20 protein-coding genes are annotated in these 23,947 nt (G+C 62.8%); 7 read left to right on the forward strand and 13 right to left on the reverse strand.

The window, feature by feature from the left end:
- Nucleotides 1–17: 17 nt before the first annotated feature.
- Nucleotides 18–1,505, forward strand: a complete 1,488-nt coding sequence (locus GTP27_RS15140; protein WP_161040011.1) for a M20/M25/M40 family metallo-hydrolase — start codon at nucleotides 18–20, stop codon at nucleotides 1,503–1,505.
- Nucleotides 1,506–1,594: 89 nt separating this feature from the next.
- Here GTP27_RS15140 and GTP27_RS15145 read toward each other — a convergent pair whose 3' ends face one another.
- Together GTP27_RS15145 and GTP27_RS15150 are read right to left on the reverse strand one after the other, a co-directional pair.
- Complete coding sequence (locus GTP27_RS15145) at nucleotides 1,595–3,874, reverse strand: VIT and vWA domain-containing protein (protein ID WP_161040012.1); 2,280 nt, start codon at nucleotides 3,872–3,874, stop codon at nucleotides 1,595–1,597.
- Nucleotides 3,875–3,880: 6 nt separating this feature from the next.
- Nucleotides 3,881–4,297, reverse strand: coding sequence for a helix-turn-helix domain-containing protein (locus GTP27_RS15150; RefSeq protein WP_161040013.1), 417 nt, complete (start codon nucleotides 4,295–4,297; stop codon nucleotides 3,881–3,883).
- A 205-nt stretch (nucleotides 4,298–4,502) separates the two neighbouring features.
- On the opposite strand from GTP27_RS15150, the gene GTP27_RS15155 reads away from it, so the two are divergent.
- From GTP27_RS15155 to GTP27_RS15165, 3 genes are all read left to right on the forward strand, one after another.
- On the forward strand, nucleotides 4,503–5,495 hold the full coding sequence (locus GTP27_RS15155; RefSeq protein WP_161040014.1) for a hypothetical protein: 993 nt from the start codon (nucleotides 4,503–4,505) through the stop codon (nucleotides 5,493–5,495).
- A 201-nt stretch (nucleotides 5,496–5,696) separates the two neighbouring features.
- Nucleotides 5,697–5,879 carry a hypothetical protein gene (locus GTP27_RS15160; RefSeq protein WP_161040015.1) on the forward strand — a complete coding sequence of 61 codons (183 nt, stop codon included), beginning with the start codon at nucleotides 5,697–5,699 and terminating at the stop codon, nucleotides 5,877–5,879.
- A 27-nt stretch (nucleotides 5,880–5,906) separates the two neighbouring features.
- Nucleotides 5,907–6,674, forward strand: coding sequence for a GIN domain-containing protein (locus tag GTP27_RS15165; RefSeq protein WP_161040016.1), 768 nt, complete (start codon nucleotides 5,907–5,909; stop codon nucleotides 6,672–6,674).
- Nucleotides 6,675–6,781: 107 nt separating this feature from the next.
- On the opposite strand, the gene GTP27_RS15170 is transcribed toward GTP27_RS15165, so the two are convergent.
- The 10 genes from GTP27_RS15170 to GTP27_RS15215 form a co-directional block, all read right to left on the reverse strand.
- Nucleotides 6,782–7,714 carry a type II secretion system F family protein gene (locus GTP27_RS15170; RefSeq protein WP_161040017.1) on the reverse strand — a complete coding sequence of 311 codons (933 nt, stop codon included), beginning with the start codon at nucleotides 7,712–7,714 and terminating at the stop codon, nucleotides 6,782–6,784.
- Nucleotides 7,715–7,722: 8 nt separating this feature from the next.
- Nucleotides 7,723–8,700: a type II secretion system F family protein gene (locus GTP27_RS15175; RefSeq protein ID WP_161040018.1), complete on the reverse strand. Its 978-nt coding sequence runs from the start codon at nucleotides 8,698–8,700 to the stop codon at nucleotides 7,723–7,725.
- A gap of 4 nt (nucleotides 8,701–8,704) precedes the next feature.
- Entirely contained in the window at nucleotides 8,705–10,051 is a 1,347-nt protein-coding gene (locus tag GTP27_RS15180) for a TadA family conjugal transfer-associated ATPase (protein WP_161040019.1), read from the reverse strand.
- A 41-nt stretch (nucleotides 10,052–10,092) separates the two neighbouring features.
- Complete coding sequence (locus GTP27_RS15185; protein WP_161040020.1) at nucleotides 10,093–11,265, reverse strand: CpaE/TadZ family protein; 1,173 nt, start codon at nucleotides 11,263–11,265, stop codon at nucleotides 10,093–10,095.
- 9 nt (nucleotides 11,266–11,274) lie between these two features.
- On the reverse strand, nucleotides 11,275–11,553 hold the full coding sequence (locus GTP27_RS15190) for a hypothetical protein (protein ID WP_161040021.1): 279 nt from the start codon (nucleotides 11,551–11,553) through the stop codon (nucleotides 11,275–11,277).
- Between the two features lie 13 nt (nucleotides 11,554–11,566).
- The gene (locus GTP27_RS15195) at nucleotides 11,567–13,009 is read right to left on the reverse strand and encodes a type II and III secretion system protein family protein (protein WP_161040022.1); all 1,443 of its coding nucleotides are present in this window, start codon (nucleotides 13,007–13,009) and stop codon (nucleotides 11,567–11,569) included.
- 7 nt (nucleotides 13,010–13,016) lie between these two features.
- Nucleotides 13,017–13,835, reverse strand: a complete 819-nt coding sequence (cpaB, locus tag GTP27_RS15200; RefSeq protein ID WP_161040023.1) for a Flp pilus assembly protein CpaB — start codon at nucleotides 13,833–13,835, stop codon at nucleotides 13,017–13,019.
- A complete protein-coding gene (locus GTP27_RS15205; protein WP_161040024.1) occupies nucleotides 13,832–15,199 on the reverse strand; it encodes a DUF8689 domain-containing protein in 1,368 nt (455 codons plus the stop codon). Before GTP27_RS15205 ends, cpaB begins: the two co-directional genes overlap by 4 nt.
- Before the next feature lie 80 nt (nucleotides 15,200–15,279).
- The gene (locus tag GTP27_RS15210; RefSeq protein ID WP_161040025.1) at nucleotides 15,280–15,810 is read right to left on the reverse strand and encodes a prepilin peptidase; all 531 of its coding nucleotides are present in this window, start codon (nucleotides 15,808–15,810) and stop codon (nucleotides 15,280–15,282) included.
- Between the two features lie 76 nt (nucleotides 15,811–15,886).
- Entirely contained in the window at nucleotides 15,887–16,075 is a 189-nt protein-coding gene (locus GTP27_RS15215) for a Flp family type IVb pilin (RefSeq protein WP_161040026.1), read from the reverse strand.
- A gap of 464 nt (nucleotides 16,076–16,539) precedes the next feature.
- On the opposite strand from GTP27_RS15215, the gene GTP27_RS15220 reads away from it, so the two are divergent.
- Complete coding sequence (locus GTP27_RS15220) at nucleotides 16,540–17,583, forward strand: GGDEF domain-containing protein (RefSeq protein WP_161040027.1); 1,044 nt, start codon at nucleotides 16,540–16,542, stop codon at nucleotides 17,581–17,583.
- Nucleotides 17,584–17,634: 51 nt separating this feature from the next.
- Here GTP27_RS15220 and GTP27_RS15225 read toward each other — a convergent pair whose 3' ends face one another.
- Nucleotides 17,635–18,855, reverse strand: a complete 1,221-nt coding sequence (locus GTP27_RS15225; protein WP_161040028.1) for an HD-GYP domain-containing protein — start codon at nucleotides 18,853–18,855, stop codon at nucleotides 17,635–17,637.
- A gap of 126 nt (nucleotides 18,856–18,981) precedes the next feature.
- Between GTP27_RS15225 and GTP27_RS15230 the strand changes: the two genes are divergently transcribed.
- Both GTP27_RS15230 and GTP27_RS15235 read left to right on the forward strand, forming a co-directional pair.
- Complete coding sequence (locus GTP27_RS15230) at nucleotides 18,982–19,926, forward strand: LysR substrate-binding domain-containing protein (RefSeq protein WP_161040029.1); 945 nt, start codon at nucleotides 18,982–18,984, stop codon at nucleotides 19,924–19,926.
- Nucleotides 19,927–20,179: 253 nt separating this feature from the next.
- Nucleotides 20,180–23,764 (forward strand): indolepyruvate ferredoxin oxidoreductase family protein, encoded by a 3,585-nt coding sequence (locus tag GTP27_RS15235; RefSeq protein ID WP_161040030.1) that lies wholly within the window; start codon nucleotides 20,180–20,182, stop codon nucleotides 23,762–23,764.
- Nucleotides 23,765–23,947: the final 183 nt, after the last annotated feature.

Genomic DNA, 23,947 nt, shown 5'->3' on the forward strand with positions numbered 1-23,947 from the left:
CTACAGGAGAAATAACAATGCAAAAACAGGCAATACTGGGCAAGGCTGGCAAGCTGCTGGCCGCAGGCGTACTGCTGCTAGGCGGCAGCCTGCTGGTCAACACGCTGCGCCTGCCATCGCTGCCGGCCAGCGATGGCAAGGCTGCCGCCACACCGGCCGATCTGAGCGCAGCGGTGGCGCGACTGGCCGCCGCCATCCGCCTGCCTACCGTATCGCACGGTCCGGAGGCAACGGCCACACCTAACCCCTTCCCCGCCTTCCATCAGCTACTGGCCACCAGCTTCCCGCTCACGCACGCGCGCCTAAAGCGCGAAGTGATCAGCGAGTCCAGCCTGCTCTACACCTGGCAGGGCAGCGACGCCAGCCTGCCGCCGCTGCTGCTGACGGCGCACATGGATACGGTGCCGGTGGAACCGGGCACGGAAGGCAAGTGGCAGCATGCGCCGTTCAGCGGCGACATCGCTGACGGCTATGTCTGGGGCCGCGGCACCATGGACATGAAGCACGCCGTGATGGCCACGCTGGAAGGCGTGGAGCATATGCTGGCGCAAGGCTACCAGCCGCGCCGCACCATCCTGATCGCCTTCGGCCACGACGAGGAAATCGGCGGCGTGCAGGGCGCGGCCAAAATCGCCGAACTGCTGGAACAGCGCCACATCAAACCGTGGTTCTCGCTCGATGAAGGGCTGGTCATCATCGATGGTTTCATCGCCGGGGCCCAGCGCCCCATCGCACAGATCGGGCTGGCCGAGAAAGGCATGCTCAGTCTGGCCCTGACGGCCAAAGCCGACGGCGGCCACTCGTCCATGCCGCCAGCACTGACGGCCGTGGGCCGGGTTAGCCGTGCCGTGGCACGGCTGGAACAGCAGCCGCTGCCCGCCACGCTGGCCGGTCCCGGTGGCGCCGGCATACGCGCCATGGCGCCGGCGCTGCCGCTGGCCAGCCGCGTGGTGATCGCCAACAGCTGGCTGCTGGAACCGCTGCTGCTGCGCCAGCTGGAAGGCGCTCCCGCCACCAATGCGCTGATCCGCACCACCACGGCACCCACCATGATCAGCGGCGGCGTGAAGGAAAACGTGCTGCCTGCCGAAGCACGGGCCATCGTCAACTTCCGGCTGGCGCCCGGCGATACACCGGACAGTGTGCTGGCCCATGTGCGCAAGGCCATCGATGATCCGGCTATAGCCATCGCCAGCTATGATGGCGCCGGCGTGCCCGCCAGCGCCGTGGCAGACCAGACATCGCCGGGCTTCCGCCTGATAGCCGAAGCAGCGCGCAAGGTAGACCCGGCCGCGCTGGTGACGCCGGGGCTGGTGGTAGGGGCCACGGACAGCCGTTATTACGGCCGCCTCAGCGGAGCGGCCTTCCGCTTCCTGCCGGTGCACTTCACGCCACAGGATGTGCCGCGCGTGCACGGCACGGATGAACGCATCAGCATTGCCGATTACGGCGGCATGATTAACTTCTATATCGAGCTGATCCGCAGCAGTACCGGCACGCCATAAGCTTAGCTTTTAAACGGTAAGCTGTGCTGTCTCGACACTACAGCTGGCGCGGCGCGCCGCAGATTCTGCAGCGCGCTGCAATGCGCTCCTCACGCAAACTGACGCGGTGGCCGTTCATGACGCATGCGCCGTACCAGCCGCAAAGGCAGCGGCAGGCCGCGCGTCACCGACCAGCCGGTCAATCCGGTCAGACCATCGCTCACCTGCGCCTGCAAGCGGCGCGTGGTGAGCACAGCGTGCTGTTCGAGCCAGCGGCACAGCGCGGAATGATAGCCCTGCTGACGCGCAATCTCGGCCACCACGCTAAGGAAGGCGGCGATGATCTGGCGCTCCTGCACTCCGCTGCGCAGCAGACCCACCAGCATCTGGCTCAGAGAGACCGACAGACTGTCCGACCACGCTGCCAATTCAGCCGGAATGATGTGATCGAGCTGCCGTGCTTCCCAGCGCTGTGCCAGTAGCCCGATGAACCTCTGCAGCGATTCCTGCTCGGCCTGTCGCACCAGAGCACCGTCACCCGACTCATTAACATCCTCACGCAGGAATGCCGGTATATCGTACTGCTCCATCCCGTTCATTTCACTTGCCGCAAACATGGGGGCCGCTGCCATACGGAACACCGCCGGCGCCCGCAGCGCCACCTTCGCCGTACCGCCCCAGCCAGCCGGCAGCATCTGCGACACGCGGCTCAGCGCTGCAGCTTCGCTGGCCTGATCCGTAGCGCTGCGCTCATGCACCAGCAACATGCGTGTGACATCGGTCAGCAAACGATAATCGAGAGCAGTCTGCAACTGCTGCTGCGCCGTCAGCCCGGGCAGCCGCATGGCAGCCGCCACACGTGCCAGCGTGTCGCCGGCCAGCTGCGGCATCTGTGCGCCCAGCATCAGCGTCAGCTCGCCGGGCTGGCCCGCACGCTGCCAGTGCAGACGGACTTGCCCGGGCAAGCCGTCAGTAAAACCGGCCAGCGCGTGCGTCGTCTCTTCCGCGAACAGACGCTGGCGCGGCGCCACCTGCCAGCAGCTCGGCATCTGCCAATCCAGCGCCAGGTCCTGCACGGGCGGCTGACGCATGCGGCGGAAGGTACGCAGTATCGCTTCCTGTATAGCGCCCTGCAGACTGACGAATTCGCAGGCACCGGCGGTTTCGTCGGCCAGCCGCTGCAGCATGCAGCCTGCCGGTGCCATGCCTATGGCCACCACAAATATCCGCTGGCCAGCGCGCCGCGCCTGTTCCAGCAGCGATTCGGCATCCGAGATCTGCCCGTCCGTCAGCAGCAGAATATCGGCCTCTCCGGCCAGCGCATAGGTCTCGCCCAGAGCCAGTTCCAGTTCCGTGCCGCCCAGATCGGCATCCAGCGCGGCCACCCAGTGCCGCCCCTCGTTACGCAGATCCGCATCGACCGGCCGTATGCCACGATGCAGGTGATGCACTGTGCAGCCGAAGCGGCTCAGGTTCAGACTGTCCTGCGGCTGCAATTCGTCCAGTATCTCCCGCAGCGCCATGCGGGTAGCTGCGATGCTATCGCCAGCCATCGAACCGGAACAATCCACCAGCACCTTCATGGCTAATGGCCGGGCCACCACTGCGCCGGCGGCTGCGGCACACAGGCTGGCCAGCACCACCTGAGCGCCGCTGACATCATCCTTGCCGCTCACGGCCAGCGACTGGCCCTGCAGTCCGTCCACCAGAACTACCAGATCGCGGTCCATGCGCGCACTCTTATCGAGATCGACCCGCACCGCCCCCTCTGCCATGCGCACCTTCAGCGCATGGCTGGGCGAACTGATGGCGCCCGCCTGCAATGCGCCTAGCAATTGCAGCTGCAGCGTGCACGGATATTCGGCCAGCATATCGGTGACGGGATACTGATGCGGCAGCTGCCCGGCGCGGGCCGGATTGCCATAGCGCGGGGCGATCACGGTAGGGATGGCGATACGTATCTGGCCCTGTGCAAAGGCCAGCAGCTGCGCGTAGCGGTAGCGCACCACGCAGCTCGCGCCGGCCTGCAGATTACCGATATTGATCGTGCTGTAGCCTTCACCGCCGGCCTGCACCATCACTGGCAGATCGCCCTGCTCGAGCGCCTCTTCGTAGCGCCGCTCGCCCTCTGGCGCCGCCAGTACGGTAGCGCACAGCTGCCGTTCGCCCAGCGTACAGACCATGTCCAGCAGCACCGCACCAACGGGTAGCGGGAAGGTGTACACCACTTCCACATCGCCTGTGGACACGTTATGGAAATGCTGCTCCACGCTCAGCTCCAGCATGAGCCCACTGACCGTACCACGCATATCTACCTGTTTGAGCACAGGCACGGGGCCGGAGCGCACCTGCATGCCCACTACGCTTTTCTCCTCGACCACCATGTTCATCCCCTTTTACTGTTGATCCGCTACTGCCTGCACGCGGGCATAGGCATCCAGCACCGCCGCGTAGAACTGGCGCAGCTGTTCCGGCGACAGGCCGGCGCGTGCCGCCTCTACATGCAGCTCCACGCCATCGGCTAGCACCATGTGACTCCAGACCTCTATGCTGCCGGGCGGCCGCTGCCGCTGCGGCATGGCCGTATGCGCACCCGCCAGCAGTTCGCGTATGCGCTCCAGCGCTACGCCCTCCTGCACCCAGCGGCGAATCTGCAGCAGCTGTTCGAGGTGACGTGCACCATAACGGGCTGCGCGGGTTTCACCTTCCGGCCGGTCCACCAGCCCAAGCTGCACGTAATAGCGCACGGTACGCTTATTGAGGTCGGTGAGCCCACACAACTCGTCAAGAGTAAATTCCCGGTCTGGTTCCATTGCTAATTTCCTGGTTGTCCGCCGCATTCATTTTTAAACAGTAAATTAATACACCATAACTGTCAATAAATACTTGAGCGCCAGAATGTGCCAAATTCCATGTTATTTCCAAAAAGAAATTTGTGATTTTTGATATTTCACTCCTTCATCTTTCAATGCACAATTGAGATTTCCGCATGGAAACACTTACTTAGGCTTTGCTAGTATGACCATGAACGCCCAGGCCCTATTACCCACCGCTATCCTGCTGCACGCCCGCTGCTGGGGCGCTGCCCTGCTCTCGCTGCTCTGTCTGCATAGCTACGGGGCTGACACGCCCATGGTGGTCAGGGTAGAAGCTGCCTCGGCCCGCGACAATCCGGTCGTCGCCTACCGTATCGAGCTGGCGCAGAAGGCCCTGAACGCCAGCGGCAAGCGCTACACGATAGAAAGCTGTCACTTCCCCGCCGCCCAGACTTCCGATGCCCGCGCGCGCGACAGCGTACGCAACCAGCACTATTGCGACGTGATCGCAACCTCGGCAGGCGGCAAAGCCAGCCGCGAACTGTCGGTGGTGCCGGTGCCCCTCTATCTAGGGGGTGGCGGCTACCGCGTCTTCATGGCCAACCAGCACGGCCACGACCGGGCTGCCAAAGTGCGCAGTCTGGCGGACTTGCGCAAGCTCAGCATCGGCAGCGGTCCGGACTGGATAGACAGCAACATCATGCTCGATAGCGGCCTGAATCTGGTGCAGGCCGAATACATCCATCTGTTCAGCATGCTGGCCGTGAAACGCTTCGATCTGCTGACCCGTGCCATCTACGAAGTCACCGGCGAATTCCGCAATATCGGGCTGGAAGATGGCATCGTGCTGGAGCCACGCCTGATGCTGCACTACCCGAACGACCTGTTCTTCTATGTGGCGCCAGAGCGCAAAGACTTGCAGGAAGACTTGTACAAGGGCATGAAAATTCTCTATTGCAATGGAGAACTGCAGCGCCACATCAGCGAGCACTATTCCACCCGCGCCATGCGTACGCTGGTGCGGCCCGAGCGCCGTCTGGTGTTCGAATTGCCCAACAAATACCTGAGCCGCAGCGAAACCTGGGCCCTGCAAACCTTTACCAGCGCACCGCCCACGCAGCCGCTACGCAAGGGCGCAGGCGGCAAAGCGGAATCCTTTGCGCCCTATAATCCGCAAGCCTGCAACGCCCCCTAGCAGCAGGCGCTAACACCGGCCATCCGCACGGACGGCCGCCCTACTCTCCCCGTCCTGCGCGCAGCTTCACGCCGTTTTTGCGCATTCTGCTCCCTGTTTTTTGCAGTTCGTCACATGCCGATGGAAGCGCGTCATGCGCTTGTCTATAGTTCACTCATCGCAAGACAAAACGTTGTTCAACCCACCACCAAGGAGCTAGAAATGAACATCGCAAAAAACATGGAAGCCATCTTCCTCGCCGCACTGGTTATCGCTGGCGCTACCTCGTTCGCAACCGCTGCTGTGCCTGAACATGTAATCACCGCCAAGGCCGACAGCGCCGCCGTGCAAGTGGTACACGTATCGGCCAAACGCCTGACCGCAGCTGAAAAAGCTGCCCTGTAATCGACCCTCGTCACGACGGAGCATACGATGAAAAAAATTCTGCAGGCCGCCATGCTGGCCACTCTGATGACCGGCGGCGCACAACTGGCGCAAGCGGCTGATGTCAGCAGCGAGAGCCGCAGCGTCGATGCGCGTACCGTCAACGTTGATCTCGATGGGGTGATCAACCTGAAACTCAAACAAGGACCAGTCGCGTCGCTGACTCTGTACGGAGAGGCTGACGCGCTGAAAAAAGTGACGGTGGAGCAAAGCGGTGACACGCTGCGCATCGGCACAGTAAAACAGCGCACGATTAACTTTGGCAATCGCCAGGAACTGCGCGCCGAGCTGACCCTGCCGAATCTGCGTCAGCTCACTTCCGGCGGCGTGGGTGCCGCCGAAGTCAAAGGCTTTAGCGGCGATAACCTGCGGCTGGCACTGGAAGGCGCAGGCGCTGTCAACGTCAGCTCGCAGTACCGCAACGTCAACGTGCGGCTCGGCGGCGTCGGCAGCATGACGGTCAATGCAGGCACCAGCGACAACGTCGATCTGGATCTGCATGGTGCAGGGCATATCGAAATGAGCGGCCAGACCAGACAGCTACACGTCAATCTGGGCGGCGTAGGCGGGCTCGATGCGCAGAAGCTGCGCGCCGACGCGGTCGACGTGAATCTGACAGGACTGGGCAGCGCATCGGTCTACGCCAAGAATAGCGCGGCGATGAAGCTGACGGGTCTGGGTTCGGCCACCGTGTACGGCAATCCCGCCACGCGTAGCGCCAGCACCAAAGGAATGGGCAGCATCAGCTGGCAATGACCAACTAGCATAGACAGCTGGCAGCAAGGAATGCGGTAGTCCGCAGCAGTAAACACATGGGTGTGTTTTTCACCGTCCGCCTGGTTTCCCCCTAGCGGACGGTTTTTTTATTTGCCCAGCATGGCGGGCAGCATGTGATATACCTGTATGACGGCAGGCCCTATCAGGACCAGCATCAGCGTAGGAAAAATGCAGAAGATCAGCGGGAACAGCAGCTTGAGGGCGATCTTCGCGGCCGCTTCCTCCGCCACCACACTGCGCTTGGCACGCAGATTCTCCGCATGCACGCGCAAGGATTCGCCCATGCTAGTGCCGAAACGTTCCGACTGGATCAGCATCGCCACCAGCGTATCCACATCTTCCACCCCGCTGCGCAAAGCCAGATTGCGCAAGGCTTTCTCCTTGCTGAAACCGGCACGCAGTTCCATCAGCACCAGCTGGAGTTCCTGCGCCAGCGCGGCACTCTTGATGTGGATTTCGCCTGCCACCTTGGCCAGCGCGCGTTCCAGACTCAGACCCGCTTCGACGCAGACTGTCAGCAGATCCAGCGCATCGGGAAAATTCTCGAAGATGTCGCGGCAGCGGTAGGCCACACGCCGCGCCAGCAGCAGATTCGGCAGGTAGTAGCCGAGTGCGGCGCCCGCCAGCAGCAGCGGGAACAGGCCACGCGTCAGGTTCAGTTGCCATAGCGTGCCAGCCAGCAGCGCAAACAGGGCGGGCAACAGCAAGGCCAGCGCCGTTTTGGTAGCAAAGTACAGCGTAGGTGCCGAGGCGCCGCGCCAGCCGGCGTTCATGAAACGGGTGCGCAGCGGCGAACGCTCCCAGCCTTCATCGGGCAGCGACAGGCGCGAGAGCGGCTGCGCCACCTGCGCCACTCGCTCCACCCACGCCGTTTCGCTCGGCTGCAGCGGCGCCTGCGACGCCAGCATGCCTAGCCGCTCGCGCAGCGAGGCCGAAGAAAGCAGCAGCAATGCCAGCAGGGCCACGCCCACCACCACCACGAACACAATCAGCAGAAACGCTATCTGGCCCGGTTCCATGCAGCCTCCTACACGTGTATGCGGATCAGCTTGCGCATCCACACCACGCCAACTGCGGCCATGCCCAGCGCATACCACATCAGGCGTATGCCGACAGGGTCGGTCCACAGCACGCGGATGTAGGCGGGATTGGTGAGCACCATCAGCATCAGCACGCCCAGCGGCAGCAGACCCAGTATCCATGCCGACATGCGCCCCTCGGCCGACATCACCCGCACCTGTGCCAGCAGGCGCAGGCGGGCGCGGATCAGGCGGCTGATATTGCCCAGCACCTCCGCCAGATTGCCGCCCGATTCGCGCTGTATCAGCACGGCGATGACCAGATAGCGCAAATCCGTCAGCGGCACACGTACCGCCATATTGTGCAAGGCCTCGTTCATCGGCACGCCGTAGTTGATTTCCTCGTAGGTGAATTTGAACTCGCCAGCGATAGGTTCCGGCATTTCCTCCCCCACCATCTGCATCACATTGGCAAACGAATGGCCGGCGCACAGGGCGCGGGCGAAAAAATCCGCGGCTTCCGGCAGCTGCTGTTCCAGTCTGATCAGACGGGCCTGACGCCGGCGCCAGATCAGCAGCAGCGGCAAGCAGGGCAACACCAGCAAGGCGACAACCTGCAGCAGCCATGGCAAGTGCAGCAGCGGGAGCAGGCCAAGCGCAGCAAGCAGCAGAGCCAGCATACTGCCCAGCACCTGCGCTACCGACCATGTCGCGCCAGCCTGCTGCAGCAGACGGTCAAGCAGGGCCAGGCTGCTGTAGCGGCGCAGCTGATGCTCCAGCCGTGCATGACGGCTGTAGCTGCGCTGCTTGAGTATGTCGATCCGCTCGCCCTGACGCTCGCTCTGCGCCGCCATCAGGCGCAAGCGCTTGGCGATGCGGCGCGCTGCACTGCCGTGAGCGGCCGACCACCAGATCCACAGCGCTTCCAGCAGCAGGATCAGGGCGGCGAACAACAGGACAAAAAAACCGGCCAGCCAGGGGTTCATGGCGCTACTCGAAAATGCGGTCGGGATCGAATACGCTATCGGCCACCGCCGCGCCGAACATGCGCAGCCGCTCCGTAAAGCGGGGCCGCACGCCAGTGGCGGAGAAACGTCCCTGCACTTTGCCTTCCGCCGTTACCCCGCGCTGCTCGTAGCGGAAGATCTCGTGCATGGCGATCACATCGCCCTCCATGCCGGTGATCTCCTGCAGGCTGACCAGCTTGCGCGTGCCATCCGTCAGGCGCGATACCTGCATCACCACCGTGATCGCGGAGCAGATCTGCTGGCGGATCGCGCGCGGCGTCAGGTTCAGCCCCGTCATGCCCACCATATTCTCCAGCCGCGCCAGCGCGTCGCGCGGGGTGTTGGAGTGGATGGTGGCGAGCGATCCTTCGTGCCCCGTATTCATGGCCTGCAGCATATCGAGCGCTTCCGGCCCGCGCACTTCGCCCAGGATGATGCGGTCCGGCCGCATCCGCAGGGCATTGCGCACCAGCGAGCGCTGATTGACTTCGCCCTTGCCTTCGATATTCGGCGGACGCGTCTCCAGCCTCACCACGTGAGGCTGGCGCATCTGCAGTTCCGCTGCATCTTCTATCGTCACGATGCGCTCTGCTGCCGGAATAAAGCCGGACAGCACGTTGAGCATGGTGGTCTTGCCGCTACCCGTGCCGCCGGAAATCAGGATGTTCACTTTGGCCTGCCCCAGCGCCTGCAGCACTTCCATCATCGGTGGCGTGAGGCTGCGGTAATCGAGCATGTTCTGCACCGTCAGCGGCTGGACGGCAAAGCGCCGGATCGACAGTATCGGCCCGTCGATCGCCAGCGGCGGAATGATGGCGTTCACGCGCGAACCATCGGGCAGCCGCGCATCCACCATGGGGCTCGATTCGTCCACCCGCCGCCCTACCCGCGAAACGATTTTTTCGATGATCTTCATCAGGTGGGCGTTATCGTTGAAGCTCACCTCGGTCAGCTCCAGCCGGCCGGCGCGCTCCACATACACCTTGCTACAGGTGTTGACCAGTATGTCCGACACGCCGGGATCGGCCAGCAAGGGTTCCAGCGGCCCAAAGCCCAGCATCTCGTGCTGGATGTCGAGCACCAGACTATGGCGCTCATGCTGGTTCAACACGATGCGTTCGTCCTCGATGATGCGCTGGACCAGCAGCGCCAGCTCGTGCTTGAACTGCTCGGGCGTCAGCCGCTTGAGCCGCTCCAGATCGATGCGGTCCAGTATGGTCTGGTGCATACTCTTCTTCAGTTCCTGATACGCTGCCGCGGCCAGTGCCGGCGCATCCGCTGCCGGCAAGCGTGCGTCGTCGGTCAGGCTCAGGCGTTCGCGCAAGCTCATGCTTCCTCCGTGATGGTGACAAATCAATGGCTGGTGGATGTTTATTCCGCTTCGTGGCGGCCAAACAGACGGTCAAACAGGCCTTTGCTTTCCGGCGCGCGGCGGGCGGTCACCAGCTCGACCAGTTCGCCCAGACTGCGCGCCACGGTGCTGCTGCGCGAAAGCTGCAGTACCGGTATGCCCTGATTGACCGAATCGGTCGCGGACAGATAGTCATTGGGCACCGTGTGCATGACGTCGGCGCCCAGCGCCTGCTCCAGATCGGCCAGACGCAGCTTGCCGCCCTTCTCGTAACGGTTGACGATCAGCCGTATGCGGTCGGCGGCATAGCCCAGCGAACGGAAAATATCGAGCAGACGGCGGCCATCGCGGATATCGGGCAGCGCCAGCTGCAGCACCGGATGGATGGCGTCAGCCTGATCCAGCGCGCGCAGCGATATCGCATCGATCTGGCGTCCCACGTCAAGCACGATGTAGTCGTAATGCTGGCGTGCCACGCGCAGGATGGTATCCATATGTTCGGGCTTCATATCCACCGCGTGCTGGGGATCGTCGGCGGCGGCCAGCACGCCGAAGTTGGAGGCCACATGCACCAGACAGGATTCCAGAAACGCACCGTCCATGCGGCTGATCTGGGCGCAGATATCGGACAGCGTCATGGCCGGCTTCTGGTCCGAGACATACAGTGTGGCATCGCCGAACTGGCCGTGCAGGTCGATCAGCAGGACCTTCTTGTCCGCCAGAGCAGCCAGCGCGTAGGCAAAATTGGTCGATAAAAAAGTCGCCCCGCTACCGCCCTTGCAGGAAATGAAGGCCAGTACTTTGCCGTTGCGCAGCTGGCCGCGCCCCGCTGCCAGCTCGATGCGTCCTAGCGCTTCGTGAAACGCGCTATGCACCAGCGGCAGCTGCAGCACTTCGCGGATACCGGCGCGCATGGCACGGATCAGCAGTTCCTGCGGCGGCTCGCGCGTGAGCAGCAGAAAACTGGTCGCCGGATACAGCTTGCACAGACGCTCGATCAGCTCTGCTTCGCCCGCTGTCACCTCGCTGGCATCGACGATGGCCAGCTCCGGCAGCTCGTCCAGCGGCCGCTCCACCGCTTCACGCAGGCCGGTCCGGGTTGCCACCAGTTGCAGGCCCGGCATGCGCGCCGCTCCTTGCGCGGCAATTTCTGCATGCAGCAGACTATCTGCGCTGACCATCAGTGCTTTCATCGCCATTCCTCACTTAGTGCTTGCGCTCTGTCCTGCGTCGGATCGGGCCGTGTCGCCCGCTGCCTGCTGATAGTGCTGATAGGCTGCCCTGGCCTTGTGCCCATCCATGCCCGCTACGTCAGCATTATTCACAGGCCCCGTCTGCAGCACCTGCGATGCCAGCGTTGCGCGCGCACGCATGCCGAAGTGCCGATCCCATTCCGGTGTGCTGGACGCCGGCAGCACGCTACAGCCACAAGTCAGGACCGCCAGTAAAGGCACAGCGAAAGACAGAGTACGTGTGTACATGACAGGGATCCATTCAGCGGGTTGGTCCGGCGGGCGCCGTTACAGGTGCTGGTTCTTGCGCCGCCTCTTGCGCCGGCTCTTGCCCCACTTCCAGCTTGCCCTGCAGGTAGCGGCGTGCACGGTCCGCAGCTTGCAGGCCGTCCGTAGGCAGGGCATAGCTGGCCGGCAGCGGTTTTACCAGATGCGGCGTCACTACAAATAGCAGTTCGGTGCGGTCCTGCTGAAAGTCGGTACTGCGGAACAGCGCCCCCAGTACCGGCAGTTCGCCCAGTAGCGGCAAGCCGCGCACGCCGCTGCTCTGGCTATCGCGTATCAGGCCACCTATGGCAAAGCTCTGGCCATCATAGAGTTCTACCGTAGTAGCAGCGCGGCGCGTGGTAATCAGCGGCAGCAGCGCATTGCCGCTGATGCCATTGGCCGATATGCCTATGCCATCACGCGAAAGCTCCGACACTTCCGGTGCCACGCGCAGATTGATGCGCCCGCCGGACAGCACAGTGGGAGTAAAGCGCAGGCCCACACCGAATTCCTTCTCTTCCAGCGTCACCTTGTTATTGTCCTGCCCCACGGGGATGTAGATTTTTCCGCCTGCGAGAAAGCTGCCTTCCTGCCCGCTCAGCGCCATCACTGTCGGCTCGGCCAGTATGCGCACCAGACCATCCTGCTTTTCCGCTGCCAGCGTCACATGGTCACCCGCCGCACTGCCGATACGCAGCAAACTGCGCAATGTCCCGCTCACAAAACTGGAGCTCAGGGCCGAGCTCCAGCTGCCGCCACCAAACGATAGCGTGCTGCCTGCCTCCAGCTTGTCCAGCAGCGACTTGGAAACCTCGGCGATTTTCACTTCCAGCATGACCTGCTGCGGTGCGCGCACCGCCAGCAGATTGATGATGGCTGCGCCTGACGCTGCCTGGCCTGCGGCTGACGGTGACGCCGATGCAGCCGCCCTGCTGCCATCCGCTGCGGGCGGCTGACGCCGCACGAAAGCAGTCGCCACTTCCAGCACGCGCTCCACGCTGGGCGCATCGTCCACCGTACCGCTCAGCACCAGCGTATCGCCTGCCGCACTGACCCGCACATCCTTCTGCTCCGGCAGCAGCGTGGCCAGCGCATTCTGCACGGCTCCGGCATCGCGCCCCACCACCACCTCGATCAGCGCGCACATGCCGCTGGGGCCCTGCACTATCATATTGCTGCTGCCTATCTCCATGCCCAGCAGGTACAGCGCATCGGGCGCCACCAGCATTGCCCGCAGCACGGACGGATTACCGACGCTGCGCGCTTCCACCGCTTCCGGCATCTGCATCAGCTTGGCCTTGCCTAGCGCCAGATTCAGGCTGACCGGTGCGGCCGTCTGGCCATTGCAGCGCAAGCGCGGACTGGCCTTGGCCGCCGCACAGGCCCGCCCTGCGCTGGTAGCCATCACCAGCAAGGCAATACAAGCGAGCATTTTCATGACGTCCTCACAGACATTCCTCCACCCGCTCGGTCCCCTCGATCACGCCTATGCAATGGCGCGCGCGCGCGCCAGCCTGTACCGGCGCACGGGCAGGTCTGGGCGCTTCGACCGGCACAGGCGGCGCTTCGATGTGCAGCAGAGTATTGCGGGTCGCTCCCGTGGTCACGCCCGGCAATGGATCGATCTGGTTACGCAGCACCAGCGACAGCGTCCCCACGCTGCGCGCCAGATCGATGCTCTCGGCCTGCGCCGGCGTCACTTCCAGCGTCACTGCATTGACTACTTTGGGCCGGGTTTCATCGCGCCCCACTTCCTGCGCCACCGCCAGCACCAGTATGCGTTCCAGCACGATGCGCGAGATGGCATGCTCGCCACCGCCGGGCGAAGCCTGCACGTTGACCAGTATGTCGACGAAATTGCCCGGCAAGGCAAAGCCGGCCACCCCCACCACATCATTGACGCGCACCGTGATGGCCCGCTTGCCTTCGGCGATCAGCGCCGACAGGCCACCTAGCGTGCCGGCTGGCGCCAGCTTGGCTTCGCTCAGCGGTTCGTCGCGCAGCACACTGCTGCGCAAAACCCGTCCCACCAGCCGCGCGCTGTCATGTACGGCACCGCGCGGCATGCTCTCCGCCGGCCAGTCCAGCGCCTTCAGCATTTCCGGCGTCAGGCGCTGGCCCAGACTGATATCGCTGGCCGCCACGATGATGCGCTTCGCCGCCGCCGGCGCGGGCCGCAGCAGCCAGCGCGCCGCCAGCGCCACTGCGGCCAGCCCTAACAGCAGGGCCAGCGCCAGCATGATCAATGCGCGGCGCTGGTTCATATGCGGCGCTGTCCATCGTGCTGCGGCTGCATGGCTGTAGCACCATCGGTTCCCGCCGCGAACATGCTGGTCCAGGCCTGATCGAGCGTGGCCACTGTTGCCCGCGCCGGCTCGCCCATGAATCCGGCAAAGTCGCGGATACGGCCGACAATTTCTGCGGGATAGCAGGCCAGCAAGGGCAGGCCGCTGCCGCCATGCAGCTGCTCGATCAGGTAGCGCATGGCTGCATCGTCGAACACCACGCCGCTACTTACGCAGCGGTGGCGGAACAGCGTGCGGTAGCTGGCTGCATCGAGTGCGTCGATGCCGATCTTGTAGCTGATGCGGCGCAGTGCCGCAGCATCGAACAGGCTATCCGGCTGCATGCTGGTGACAAACACCAGCTGCAGGCGGCAAACCACACTGACGGCACTGGCCACGCCCACCGTGACGCTGCTGCGCCCCAGCTCCTGCGCCAGCGTCAGACGGTTCAGCAGATCGGCGGCCGGCATGCGCTGGCGGCCCAGATCATCGACGATCAGCAAACCATTGTTGGCCTGCAGCTGTGGCGGTGCGCGGTAGCAGCCGGCCTGCACATCGGATTGCAGCTCCAGCTGCGCGCTGCTCAGCTCTGCATCGAGCGCCACCACCGGACGCTGGCACAATATCCAGCGCGGGTCACAGCTGCGCCGCTCGCCAAGCTGGCGTAGCTGATACGGCTGGGGCGCCCGGTGCAGCATGGCGTCATATACCTGCACGATATCGCTGCCGATCAGCAGCGCGTGGGGCACGGCCACGATGCCCTGCAACAGGCTGCCGAGGCGGCGTGCCAGTGTCGATTTGCCGCTGCCGGAAGGCCCGTGCAGCAGTAGCGTACGCCCCGCATACAGGGCAGCTCCCAGCATGCGCTGCTGGGCGGCAGCAAGAAACACATCACCGAGTTCACCGGCCAGATCCTCGGCAGTCAGCGCCAGCATCTGTCCGGCCTGACGCTCCACCAGTGCAGCGTAGGCGGCCAGCGTTACGGGCGCCGGCCCCGTGTAGGCGCAGCGCTCCAGCCACGAGGTGGCGCGCTGGCGTCCTGTCGCCGTCAGCTGGTACTGCACATCGAGATCGGAATCGCCGCGCCAGGCTACTTCCAGCACGTGTTCGGCGACCAGCAGCTCCAGCACTTCGCGCAATACGTTGAGCGACAGATGCAGCCGGGAGGTCAGCGCTGACAGCGGAGTCTTACCGGACAGCAGTATTGCCTTGGCGATCAGCTCGGCAATCAGCGGTACCGGCAGGCCCGTTTCGCGCACGGAACGGGGCACTGGCGGCCATAGCTCGGCCTGCGCAGCAGCGGGCCCGGTTTCAGTCGCAGCAGACGTCGCCAGCGCAGTCATGGTGCACTCCCCTTGTGATCAGGAAACTTAGTCTAGCGAGCCCTGCTCCGCAGACATTGACGCGGAACAAGCCCGAACGCCTAGCGCGATGCCAGCAGCACCGTGGTGACGGTGGCCAGCGCAATGGCCAGGCCATACGGTATGCCGCCCGCGCTGGCGCTAGCCGGCAGCGGCACGGCCTGCATGGGCAGCCCCAGACAGCGCCACCACAGCGGTGCACACAGCGTGCGCAGATTGCGCCAGGCCTGACGCCACCGGCCCGAACACAGCAGCATCACCAGCGCCAGCAAGCCGCCAAACAGGGTGGCCAGCGCCGCCACCTGCACGGCAGCCAGCGGTCCCAGAAACGCCCCCACCATGGCCAGCAGCTTTACATCGCCGGCGGCCATGCCGCGCAGCAGATACAGAGGAAGAAAAAGAAAAAGGCCGGTGACAGCACCGGCCAGCCACTGATGCGTGAGCGCGCCCTGCGGTCCGGCCAGACTGTGCAGGATCAGCGCCAGCAGCAGGCCACTCAGTATCAGTACATTGGGAATTTTGCGCAGCGTCAAATCCGTCAGCGCCGCTTGCGCCACCAGACAGACCAGTATCATTTCTATGGCAGTGAGCATGATCAATTCTCCTTCGCTGACTCTCCGGCGCGGCTGCCGCCGGAGAGTGCCCTGCACGATGACGGTGTGGTCCGCTTCAGGTATGGATGCGGCTGGCCATATCGGTGAAGGCGGCGTTCAGGGCCGGCGTCAGCACCCCGAACGCGGCCACCACCGCGCCTACCATGACGGCGGCGATCAGACCGTATTCGATGGCGGTAATGCCGTCATCATCGTGGGCAAAAGCTGTTACTGCCTTATGTGCTGCTTGGATCAGTGCGTGCATGATGTGCTCCCGTGTAGTGTCAACGAAATACCCTGTTGCAGCAGGCCCGCGGTGCGGTGTTTCCCGTTTGCTGCAGCATTGGAGTCACTATACAAAAGCTGCCGCACGGCAAGTTGACGTGACGCAAGTTTTCCACATGGAATCATTTGTCAGGACTGATGAAATATATTCAGCTATGCCCCCGAACAGTGCTGGCTTATGTCAAACTGCACCCTAGCCTGCATGGTTATGCTGCTGAGCAGTAGAGTTGTCGGAAAAAAGTTGCACTCGTCTGTAAGAGAAGTTTTTTTTCACACACATGAATTGCTTTGATTACAAAAAGCTATTATCCTGCCTAGCTGTTCTTTGGAAAGGCTCCCCGTTGCTGCTTCACTGTGCGCCTGACTATCAAAGATATGGACTTGATAGGCGCGAAGCTAGCCTGGCTCAACACAAGGTTGTGTGATTACTCTCCAAAGAAGAAGATGGATTCCCTACTGAAACACATGGTGGACATGACTGGCCACCGCGATCACACGATGCTGGACATCTCGGTGATCTCGGCGGTTCAGGAACTGGCGAACGCCAGCCAGACCCGCGTGCTATCGCTGGTCACCATCCGTGGCAAAACTTTTGTGCGTCCCCGCGCCCGCATCCGCGCCGGCGAAGTGGCGCACATGGTCGAGAACAACGATCCGCACCATCCGGGCGAGCCGCTGCTGAACATCGAGCCGCTGGCCAACTGCATCAGCAAACACGAATCGAGCGCCGACATCGTCAACGAGGTGGGCGGGCACACGCTGTGGCTGCCGATCTGGATGGGCGACAAATGCGATACCTGTCTGGAAATCATCAACCCGACGCCCTACACCCCCGATACCATCCACGTTATCGGCGGCATCGTCAGCGTCTACCGCAATTTCCAGAATCTGCTCGATTACAGCGAGCGCGATTCGCTCACCGGCCTGCTCAACCGCAAGACTTTTGACGATCAGCTAGCCAAGATGCTGGCCGCCAGCACGGACAGCCATTCCGTCTCCCTGCTCGGCGAGCCGGAACGGCGCAGCCCGCGCGATCAGGAAAAACAGTGGCTGGCCGTGGTCGATGTCGACCATTTCAAACTGGTCAACGACCGCTTCGGCCACCTGTACGGCGACGAAGTGCTGATTCTGATCGCCAACCTGCTGACCTCTTCGTTCCGCAGCCAGGACCGCGTGTTCCGCTTCGGCGGCGAAGAATTCGTCGTGCTGCTGCGTTCCACCACGCTGGAAAACGCCAAGAAAATCATCGAACGCTTCCGCATGAGCGTGGCCGCGCATGATTTCCCGCAAGTGGGCAAGGTTACCGTCAGCGTCGGTTTCGTCAGCATCAGCGCGCTGGACGCGCCGGTGATGATCCTCGGCCATGCCGATCAGGCGCTGTATTACGCCAAGAGCCATGGCCGCAACATGGCCTGCCACTACGACGAGCTGGTGCAGGAAGGCCTGCTGCAGACCGTGGCTTCCAACGATACGGCGGAATTCTTCTAAAAAAACAGCCTCGGACGAGGCTGTTTTGTCATGGGCCGGCAGCGTGGCGCGCTAGCTCAGGCTGAGGAAACGCATAGGATCGACATTCCACTTGCTTGGTGATTCATGGCCGACGATCTTGTCGCCGCCGCCAAAACCCAGTCCGCGCGACAGATCCACCATTTCCGGTTTGATGTACAGGTTCTGCTTGGTATTGAAGAATACATTGACCTTGGGCGCCAGCAGATTGGTTTCATGCGGCTCGACCACCACGCCCAGACGGCCCGATTCCAGCATGACCATGGTACCGACGGGGTAGATGCCCACGCAGCGCATGAATTCCTGCGCATACTGGGGATTGAAGTGGAACTTGCTCCACTCGTAAATCTTGCGCAGCGCCGCTGCTGCCGACATGCCCTTGTGATAGCAGCGGTCGGCCGTAATGGCATCGTACACATCGACAATGGCGGCCATCTGGGCCAGTTCGCTGATGCCGTCACCGCCCAGTTTGTCCGGATAGCCGCTGCCGTCGCGCCGCTCATGGTGGTGCAGCGTGATATCGAGCGGTATCGGCCCCACTTCGGGCGACTTCAGCAGGATGTCGTAGCCGTCTTTCGGGTGGCGCTTGATGATGGCAAATTCTTCGTCCGTCAGCGGGCCCGGCTTGTTGAGAATCTTGTCCGGCACCAGCGCCTTGCCGGTATCGTGCAGCAGGCCGCCCAGACCGGCCTGATGGGTGCGCTCCGCTTCGAAATTGCGCGAGCGGCAGAACGCCACCAGCAAGGTACACACACTGACCGAATGCAGGAAGGTGTAATCGTCTTTATTCTTAATCCGCAGCAAACCCACCAGCGCACCGGGATTGCGCAGGATGGATTCGGTGATATTCTCCACCACCGGCGACACCTGATCGAGTTCCACGGCCTTGCCCAGCCGTGCATCCTGCATCACCGTGCGCACCAGCGTGGAGGCCTGATGACGGATCTGCACGGCACGCTTCATTTCTTCACCCAGCGAAACGCGGGTGACGATGGGCGATTTGGCGGCAATTTCGACAATTTCCCGCTCCGTGGCGGCCTGGGCTTCGGCCAGCGTGGGCGCATCCTGCACATCCAGTCCCTTGTCGTTGTCAATGACAACGTCGTGGATACCGGCGCTGATAATCTTGCGAATTTCGTCTTCGCTGGTGAGCAAAAAGCGGTTGCGCACAAAAGGATGGGTCATCCAGTCGCAACTCAGGTCATGGATGTACATGCCCACTTTAAGCTGAGAGGAGTCGACTTTCTTTAACATGCGGAACCTACTGAGAGTGGGGCTTGGACTGCCGGAAGGGACGATTTGAGTATATCAAATAGTTGCCTGTCGGGACTAAATTTCCGGATGCTATCATCTGTTTGTACCCTGGGAGACACTATTATTATGGAACTTCGTCAGCTTCGTTATTTTGTTGCTATTGTTGACCACGGCTCGTTGTCCAAGGCAGCCGTGGTTTTGCATATTGCGCAACCGGCGCTGACCCAGCAGCTGCGGCAACTCGAAGACGAGCTCGGCGTACAGCTGCTGCACCGCAGCGCGCAAGGCGTGCTGAGTACCGATGCGGGCAAGATTTTCTACGAGCATGCACAGGCCATCCTCAAGCAGGTGGCCGATGCCCGCTCCGCCGTCACCCAGTGCAGCGAACGCCCGGGCGGCGTAGTCACGCTGGGGCTGCCGCACAGTATTTCCGGTGCCCTGGCCCTGCCCCTGCTGACGGCAGCGCGGGCCCAGTATCCCGAAATCACTCTGCAACTGACGGAAGAAATTACCGGCAATCTGAGCGAGCAGCTCAAGTCCGGCCGCATCAATCTGGCCGTGCTGTTCGATGACGGCCAGCTGGGCGGCTTTGCCAGCACGGCGCTGGTGGAGGAGGAACTGCGCTTTATCTCGGCCAGCTCGCCCTCAGAAACTGCCGAACATGACGAAAGTGAGCAGTCACTAACACTCGCCGAAGCCGTGCAGCACACCCTGATACTGCCCAGCCCCTTGCAGGGCGTACGGCCCCGTATCGACAGCGTGGCCCGTCAGGCCGGTCTCAGCCTGCCGCATGTCATCGAGATCAATTCCATCGCCATCCTCAAGTCCGCCATACTGGCCCATCTGGGTGCCACCATCCTCCCTGCCGCGCCTGTACTGGACGAACTGAAACGGGGCAGCATGCGTTCGCGCCGGATCGAACAGCCGACCATTGCGCGCACCGTGGTGCTATGCGCCTCGCGCAATATTCCCCTGACCAATGCCGCGGAAGCCATACGCAAGCTGGTGCAGCAGGTCAGCCAGCAACTGTGCGCCGAACAGCGCTGGCCCGGCGCGCGCGTGCTGGCATAAACCTGTCCAGAACAACGACCACCCCTCCCCATAAGTTTTACTTATACCACCATAGTCGAACGGTATTTCCGTATACGTCAAGTAGCGCCCATACTCCGCGCACAGTGGATAAGTGGGGCATGCTGCATCTCTGCCGTCTTGACCTACACTGATCCCAGCGCCGCTAACCATGCGGCTCATGGCCTGTTCCCGGCGTGCTTACCCGGCACCACCCAGAACAGGCGCGATTCTGATACCAAACCGGAGACACGCCATGCCCGCTACCACGGCAAACGGCCCAGCAACGTCGCACGACGGCGCCGCCAGCACCCCTAGCCCTTCCTCGCCTACACGCCTCAGCACCGTCAGCCTCGACGACAAATACACGGCCACCAGCGGCGATATTTTCCTGTCCGGCATACAGGCGCTGGTGCGCCTGCCGATGATGCAGCGTCTGCGCGATCAGGCCGCCGGCCTGAACACGGCCGGCTTCATTTCCGGCTACCGCGGTTCGCCGCTCGGTGGTCTGGACGAGAATCTGTGGAAAGCTAAAGGCCATCTGGAAGCCCACCACGTGCAGTTCGTGCCGGGCGTGAACGAGGATCTGGCCGCCACGGCCGTGTGGGGTTCGCAGCAGGTCGACCTGATCGGCGAAGCCAAATACGACGGCGTGTTCGCCATGTGGTACGGCAAAGGCCCCGGCGTGGACCGCTGCGGCGACGTCTTCAAGCACATGAACCATGCCGGCACCTCGGCCAAGGGCGGCGTGCTGCTGGTGGCCGGCGACGACCACGGCGCCTATTCGTCCACCCTGCCGCATCAGTCCGACCACCTGTTCTCGGCGTCCATGATTCCTGTGCTGTACCCGTGCAATGTGCAGGAATATCTGGATCTGGGCATCCACGGCTGGGCCATGTCGCGCTTCTCCGGCTGTACCGTGGCCTTCAAGGCGCTGGCCGATACGGTGGAATCGTCGGCCTCGGTGGATGCCAATCCGTTCCGCGTCGACGTGAAAATCCCGCAGGACTTCGTCATGCCCGAAGGTGGCCTGAACGCCCGCCTGTCCAGCATTCCGCTCGGTCAGCAGGCGCGCAATCAGGAAGCCCTGATGCAGGACTATAAAATCTACGCGGCGCTGGCCTATGCGCGCGAGAACAAGCTCAATCACACCACCATCACCAGCCCCAATGCCAAGCTGGGCATCATCGCCTCCGGCAAATCCTATCTGGACGTGCTGGAAGCGCTGGAAGAACTGGGCATCGACGAAAAACTGGCGGCCGAACTGGGCCTGCGCCTGTTTAAAGTCGCCATGCCATGGCCGCTGGAACCGGACAGCGTGCGCGAATTCGCCCAGGGTCTGGACGAGATACTGGTGGTGGAAGAAAAACGCCAGATCGTCGAATACCAGCTCAAGGAACAGCTGTACAACTGGCGCGACGACGTGCGCCCGCGCGTGATCGGCAAGTTCGATGAAAAAGGCGAATGGGTCGCCCCGCGCGGCGAATGGCTGCTCACTTCCAAGGCCGATTTCTCCGTCTCGCAAGTAGCGCGCGTGATCGCCAGCCGCGTCTCGCGCCTGATCAGCGATCCCGTCACCTGCGACCACATCAAAGCCCGTCTGAGCTTCCTCGATGCCAAGGATGCGGTGCTGAAGAAGGCCATCAACACGCCATTCCGTCCCGCCTTCTACTGCTCCGGCTGTCCGCACAATACTTCGACCAAAGTACCGGAAGGCAGTCTGGCGCTGGCCGGTATCGGCTGCCACGTCATGGCTACCTCGATCTACCCCGAGTTCAACAAGCTCACCACCCACATGGGCGGCGAAGGCGCACCGTGGATAGGTCAGGCCGCGTTCTCCAAGATTCCCCACGTGTTCCAGAATCTCGGTGACGGCACCTACTTCCACTCCGGCTATCTGGCCATCCGCGCAGCCGTGGCGGCCAGGGTCAACATCACCTACAAGATACTGTACAACGACGCCGTCGCCATGACGGGCGGCCAGCCGGTCGACGGCACCACCTCGGTGCCGATGATCGCCCAGCAGATGGCCGCCGAAGGGGTGAAGCGCATTGCACTGGTGACGGAAGACCTGAGCCGCTACACCGACCGCAGCGCCCTGCCGACCATCGTCAGCCTGCACGACCGCAAGGATATGGATGCCGTGCAGCGCGAGCTGCGCGAAGTGGGCGGCACCTCGGTGCTGATCTACGACCAGACCTGCGCGGCCGAAAAACGCCGGCGCCGCAAGAAAGGCGAATTCCCCGACCCGGCCAAACGCATGGTCATCAACGAAGCCGTGTGCGAGGGCTGCGGCGATTGCGGCATCCAGTCCAATTGCGTCTCGATACTGCCGAAAGAAACGGAATTCGGCCGCAAGCGCACCATCGACCAGTCGTCCTGCAACAAGGACTACTCGTGCGTGCAAGGCTTCTGCCCCAGCTTCGTCACGGTGGAAGGGGGCAGCCTGAAAAAATCCAGGGCCGGCGTCAGCAAGGACAATAGCGACGACGGCTTCGGCGCCCTGCCGGAACCGGCCCTGCCCAACTGCGACCAGCCCTACAACATTCTGATCAACGGTATCGGCGGCACGGGCGTGATCACCGTCGGCGCGCTGATGGGCATGGCCGCCCACCTCGAAGGCAAAGGCGCTTCCGTGCTCGACATGACGGGTATGTCGCAGAAAAACGGCTCCGTCACTTCGCACGTGAAGATCGCCCGCAGCCCGGCCCACCTGCGCGCCCAGCGCATCGCTACGGGCGAAGCGGATGTGATCCTCGGCTGCGACATGCTGACCGCCGGTGCGGCAGACGCCGTCTCGAAAATGCGTCCGGGCCGCACGCTGGCCGTGGTCAATCTGCACCAGCAGCCACCGGGCACCTTCGCCCAGAAGCCGGACTGGCAGTATCCGGTGGAAGAGGTGCGGGCCCTGATCGAAGAATCGGTCGGTGCCGGCGCTGCCGACTTCATCGACGCCACCAGGCTGGCCACCGCGCTGATGGGCGATTCCATCGCCGCCAACCTGTTCATGCTCGGTTACGCCTGGCAGAAAGGCCGCATCCCGCTCAATGAAGCCTCGCTGCTGCGCGCCATCGAACTCAATGGCGTGGGCATCGCTTCCAACAAGAAGAGCTTCCTGTGGGGCCGCCGTGCCGCCGTCGATCTGGCCAAGGTACAGCGCGTCGTGGCACCGGCCCAGCCAGTGCTGATGCAGCTGCCGCAGAATCTCGATACCATCGTCAGCAAGCGCGTGGACTTCCTCACCGCCTACCAGAACGCTGCCTACGCCGCCACCTATCAGCAACTGGTGGAACAGGTGCGCGCACGCGAAAGCGCTCTGGGTCTGGGCAGCAAGCTGTCCACCGCCGTCGCCAAGTACGCCTTCAAGCTGATGGCCTACAAGGATGAATACGAAGTGGCGCGCCTGTACACCGATGGCCGCTTTGTCGAACAGCTGCAGCAGCAGTTCGAAGGCAGCTTCTCGCTCAAGTTCAATCTGGCGCCGCCGCTGTTCGCCAGAAAGGACGCCAAGGGCCATCTGGTCAAAGCGGAATTCGGTTCGTGGATGTGGCAGGCCATGAAGCTGATGGCCAAGCTGAAAGGCTTGCGCGGCAGCGCCTTCGACCTGTTCGGCCACACCGCCGAGCGCAAGATGGAACGTGCGCTGATCGTGGAATACCGCGAGCTGGTGCAGCAACTGCTAGGCGCGCTGTCGCCGGAAAACCACGCGCAAGCCGTGGAACTGGCCAGCCTGCCGGAAAAAGTACGCGGTTTCGGCCACGTCAAAGAGCAGGCTGTGGCCACTTTCCGTAGCGAAAAAGCCCGCCTGCTGGGCCAGCTCGGCCTGCAACGCGCCGCCTAACAGGCTACAACGGCACGCAATCTGCACGCAAAATGCAGCTTAGTGTCTGAATAACACCTTAGGCGGGCCGGATGGCACCATCCGGCCCGCACTTTCTGCGTCAGGATCACGGCGATTGACGTTTACGTAAAGGGAAACGTAAACGGCATATAATGGCCGAACGACGCAGATCGCCACCAGCAT

The organism is Duganella qianjiadongensis, assembly GCF_009857915.1.
Lineage (GTDB): Bacteria > Pseudomonadota > Gammaproteobacteria > Burkholderiales > Burkholderiaceae_D > Rugamonas > Rugamonas qianjiadongensis.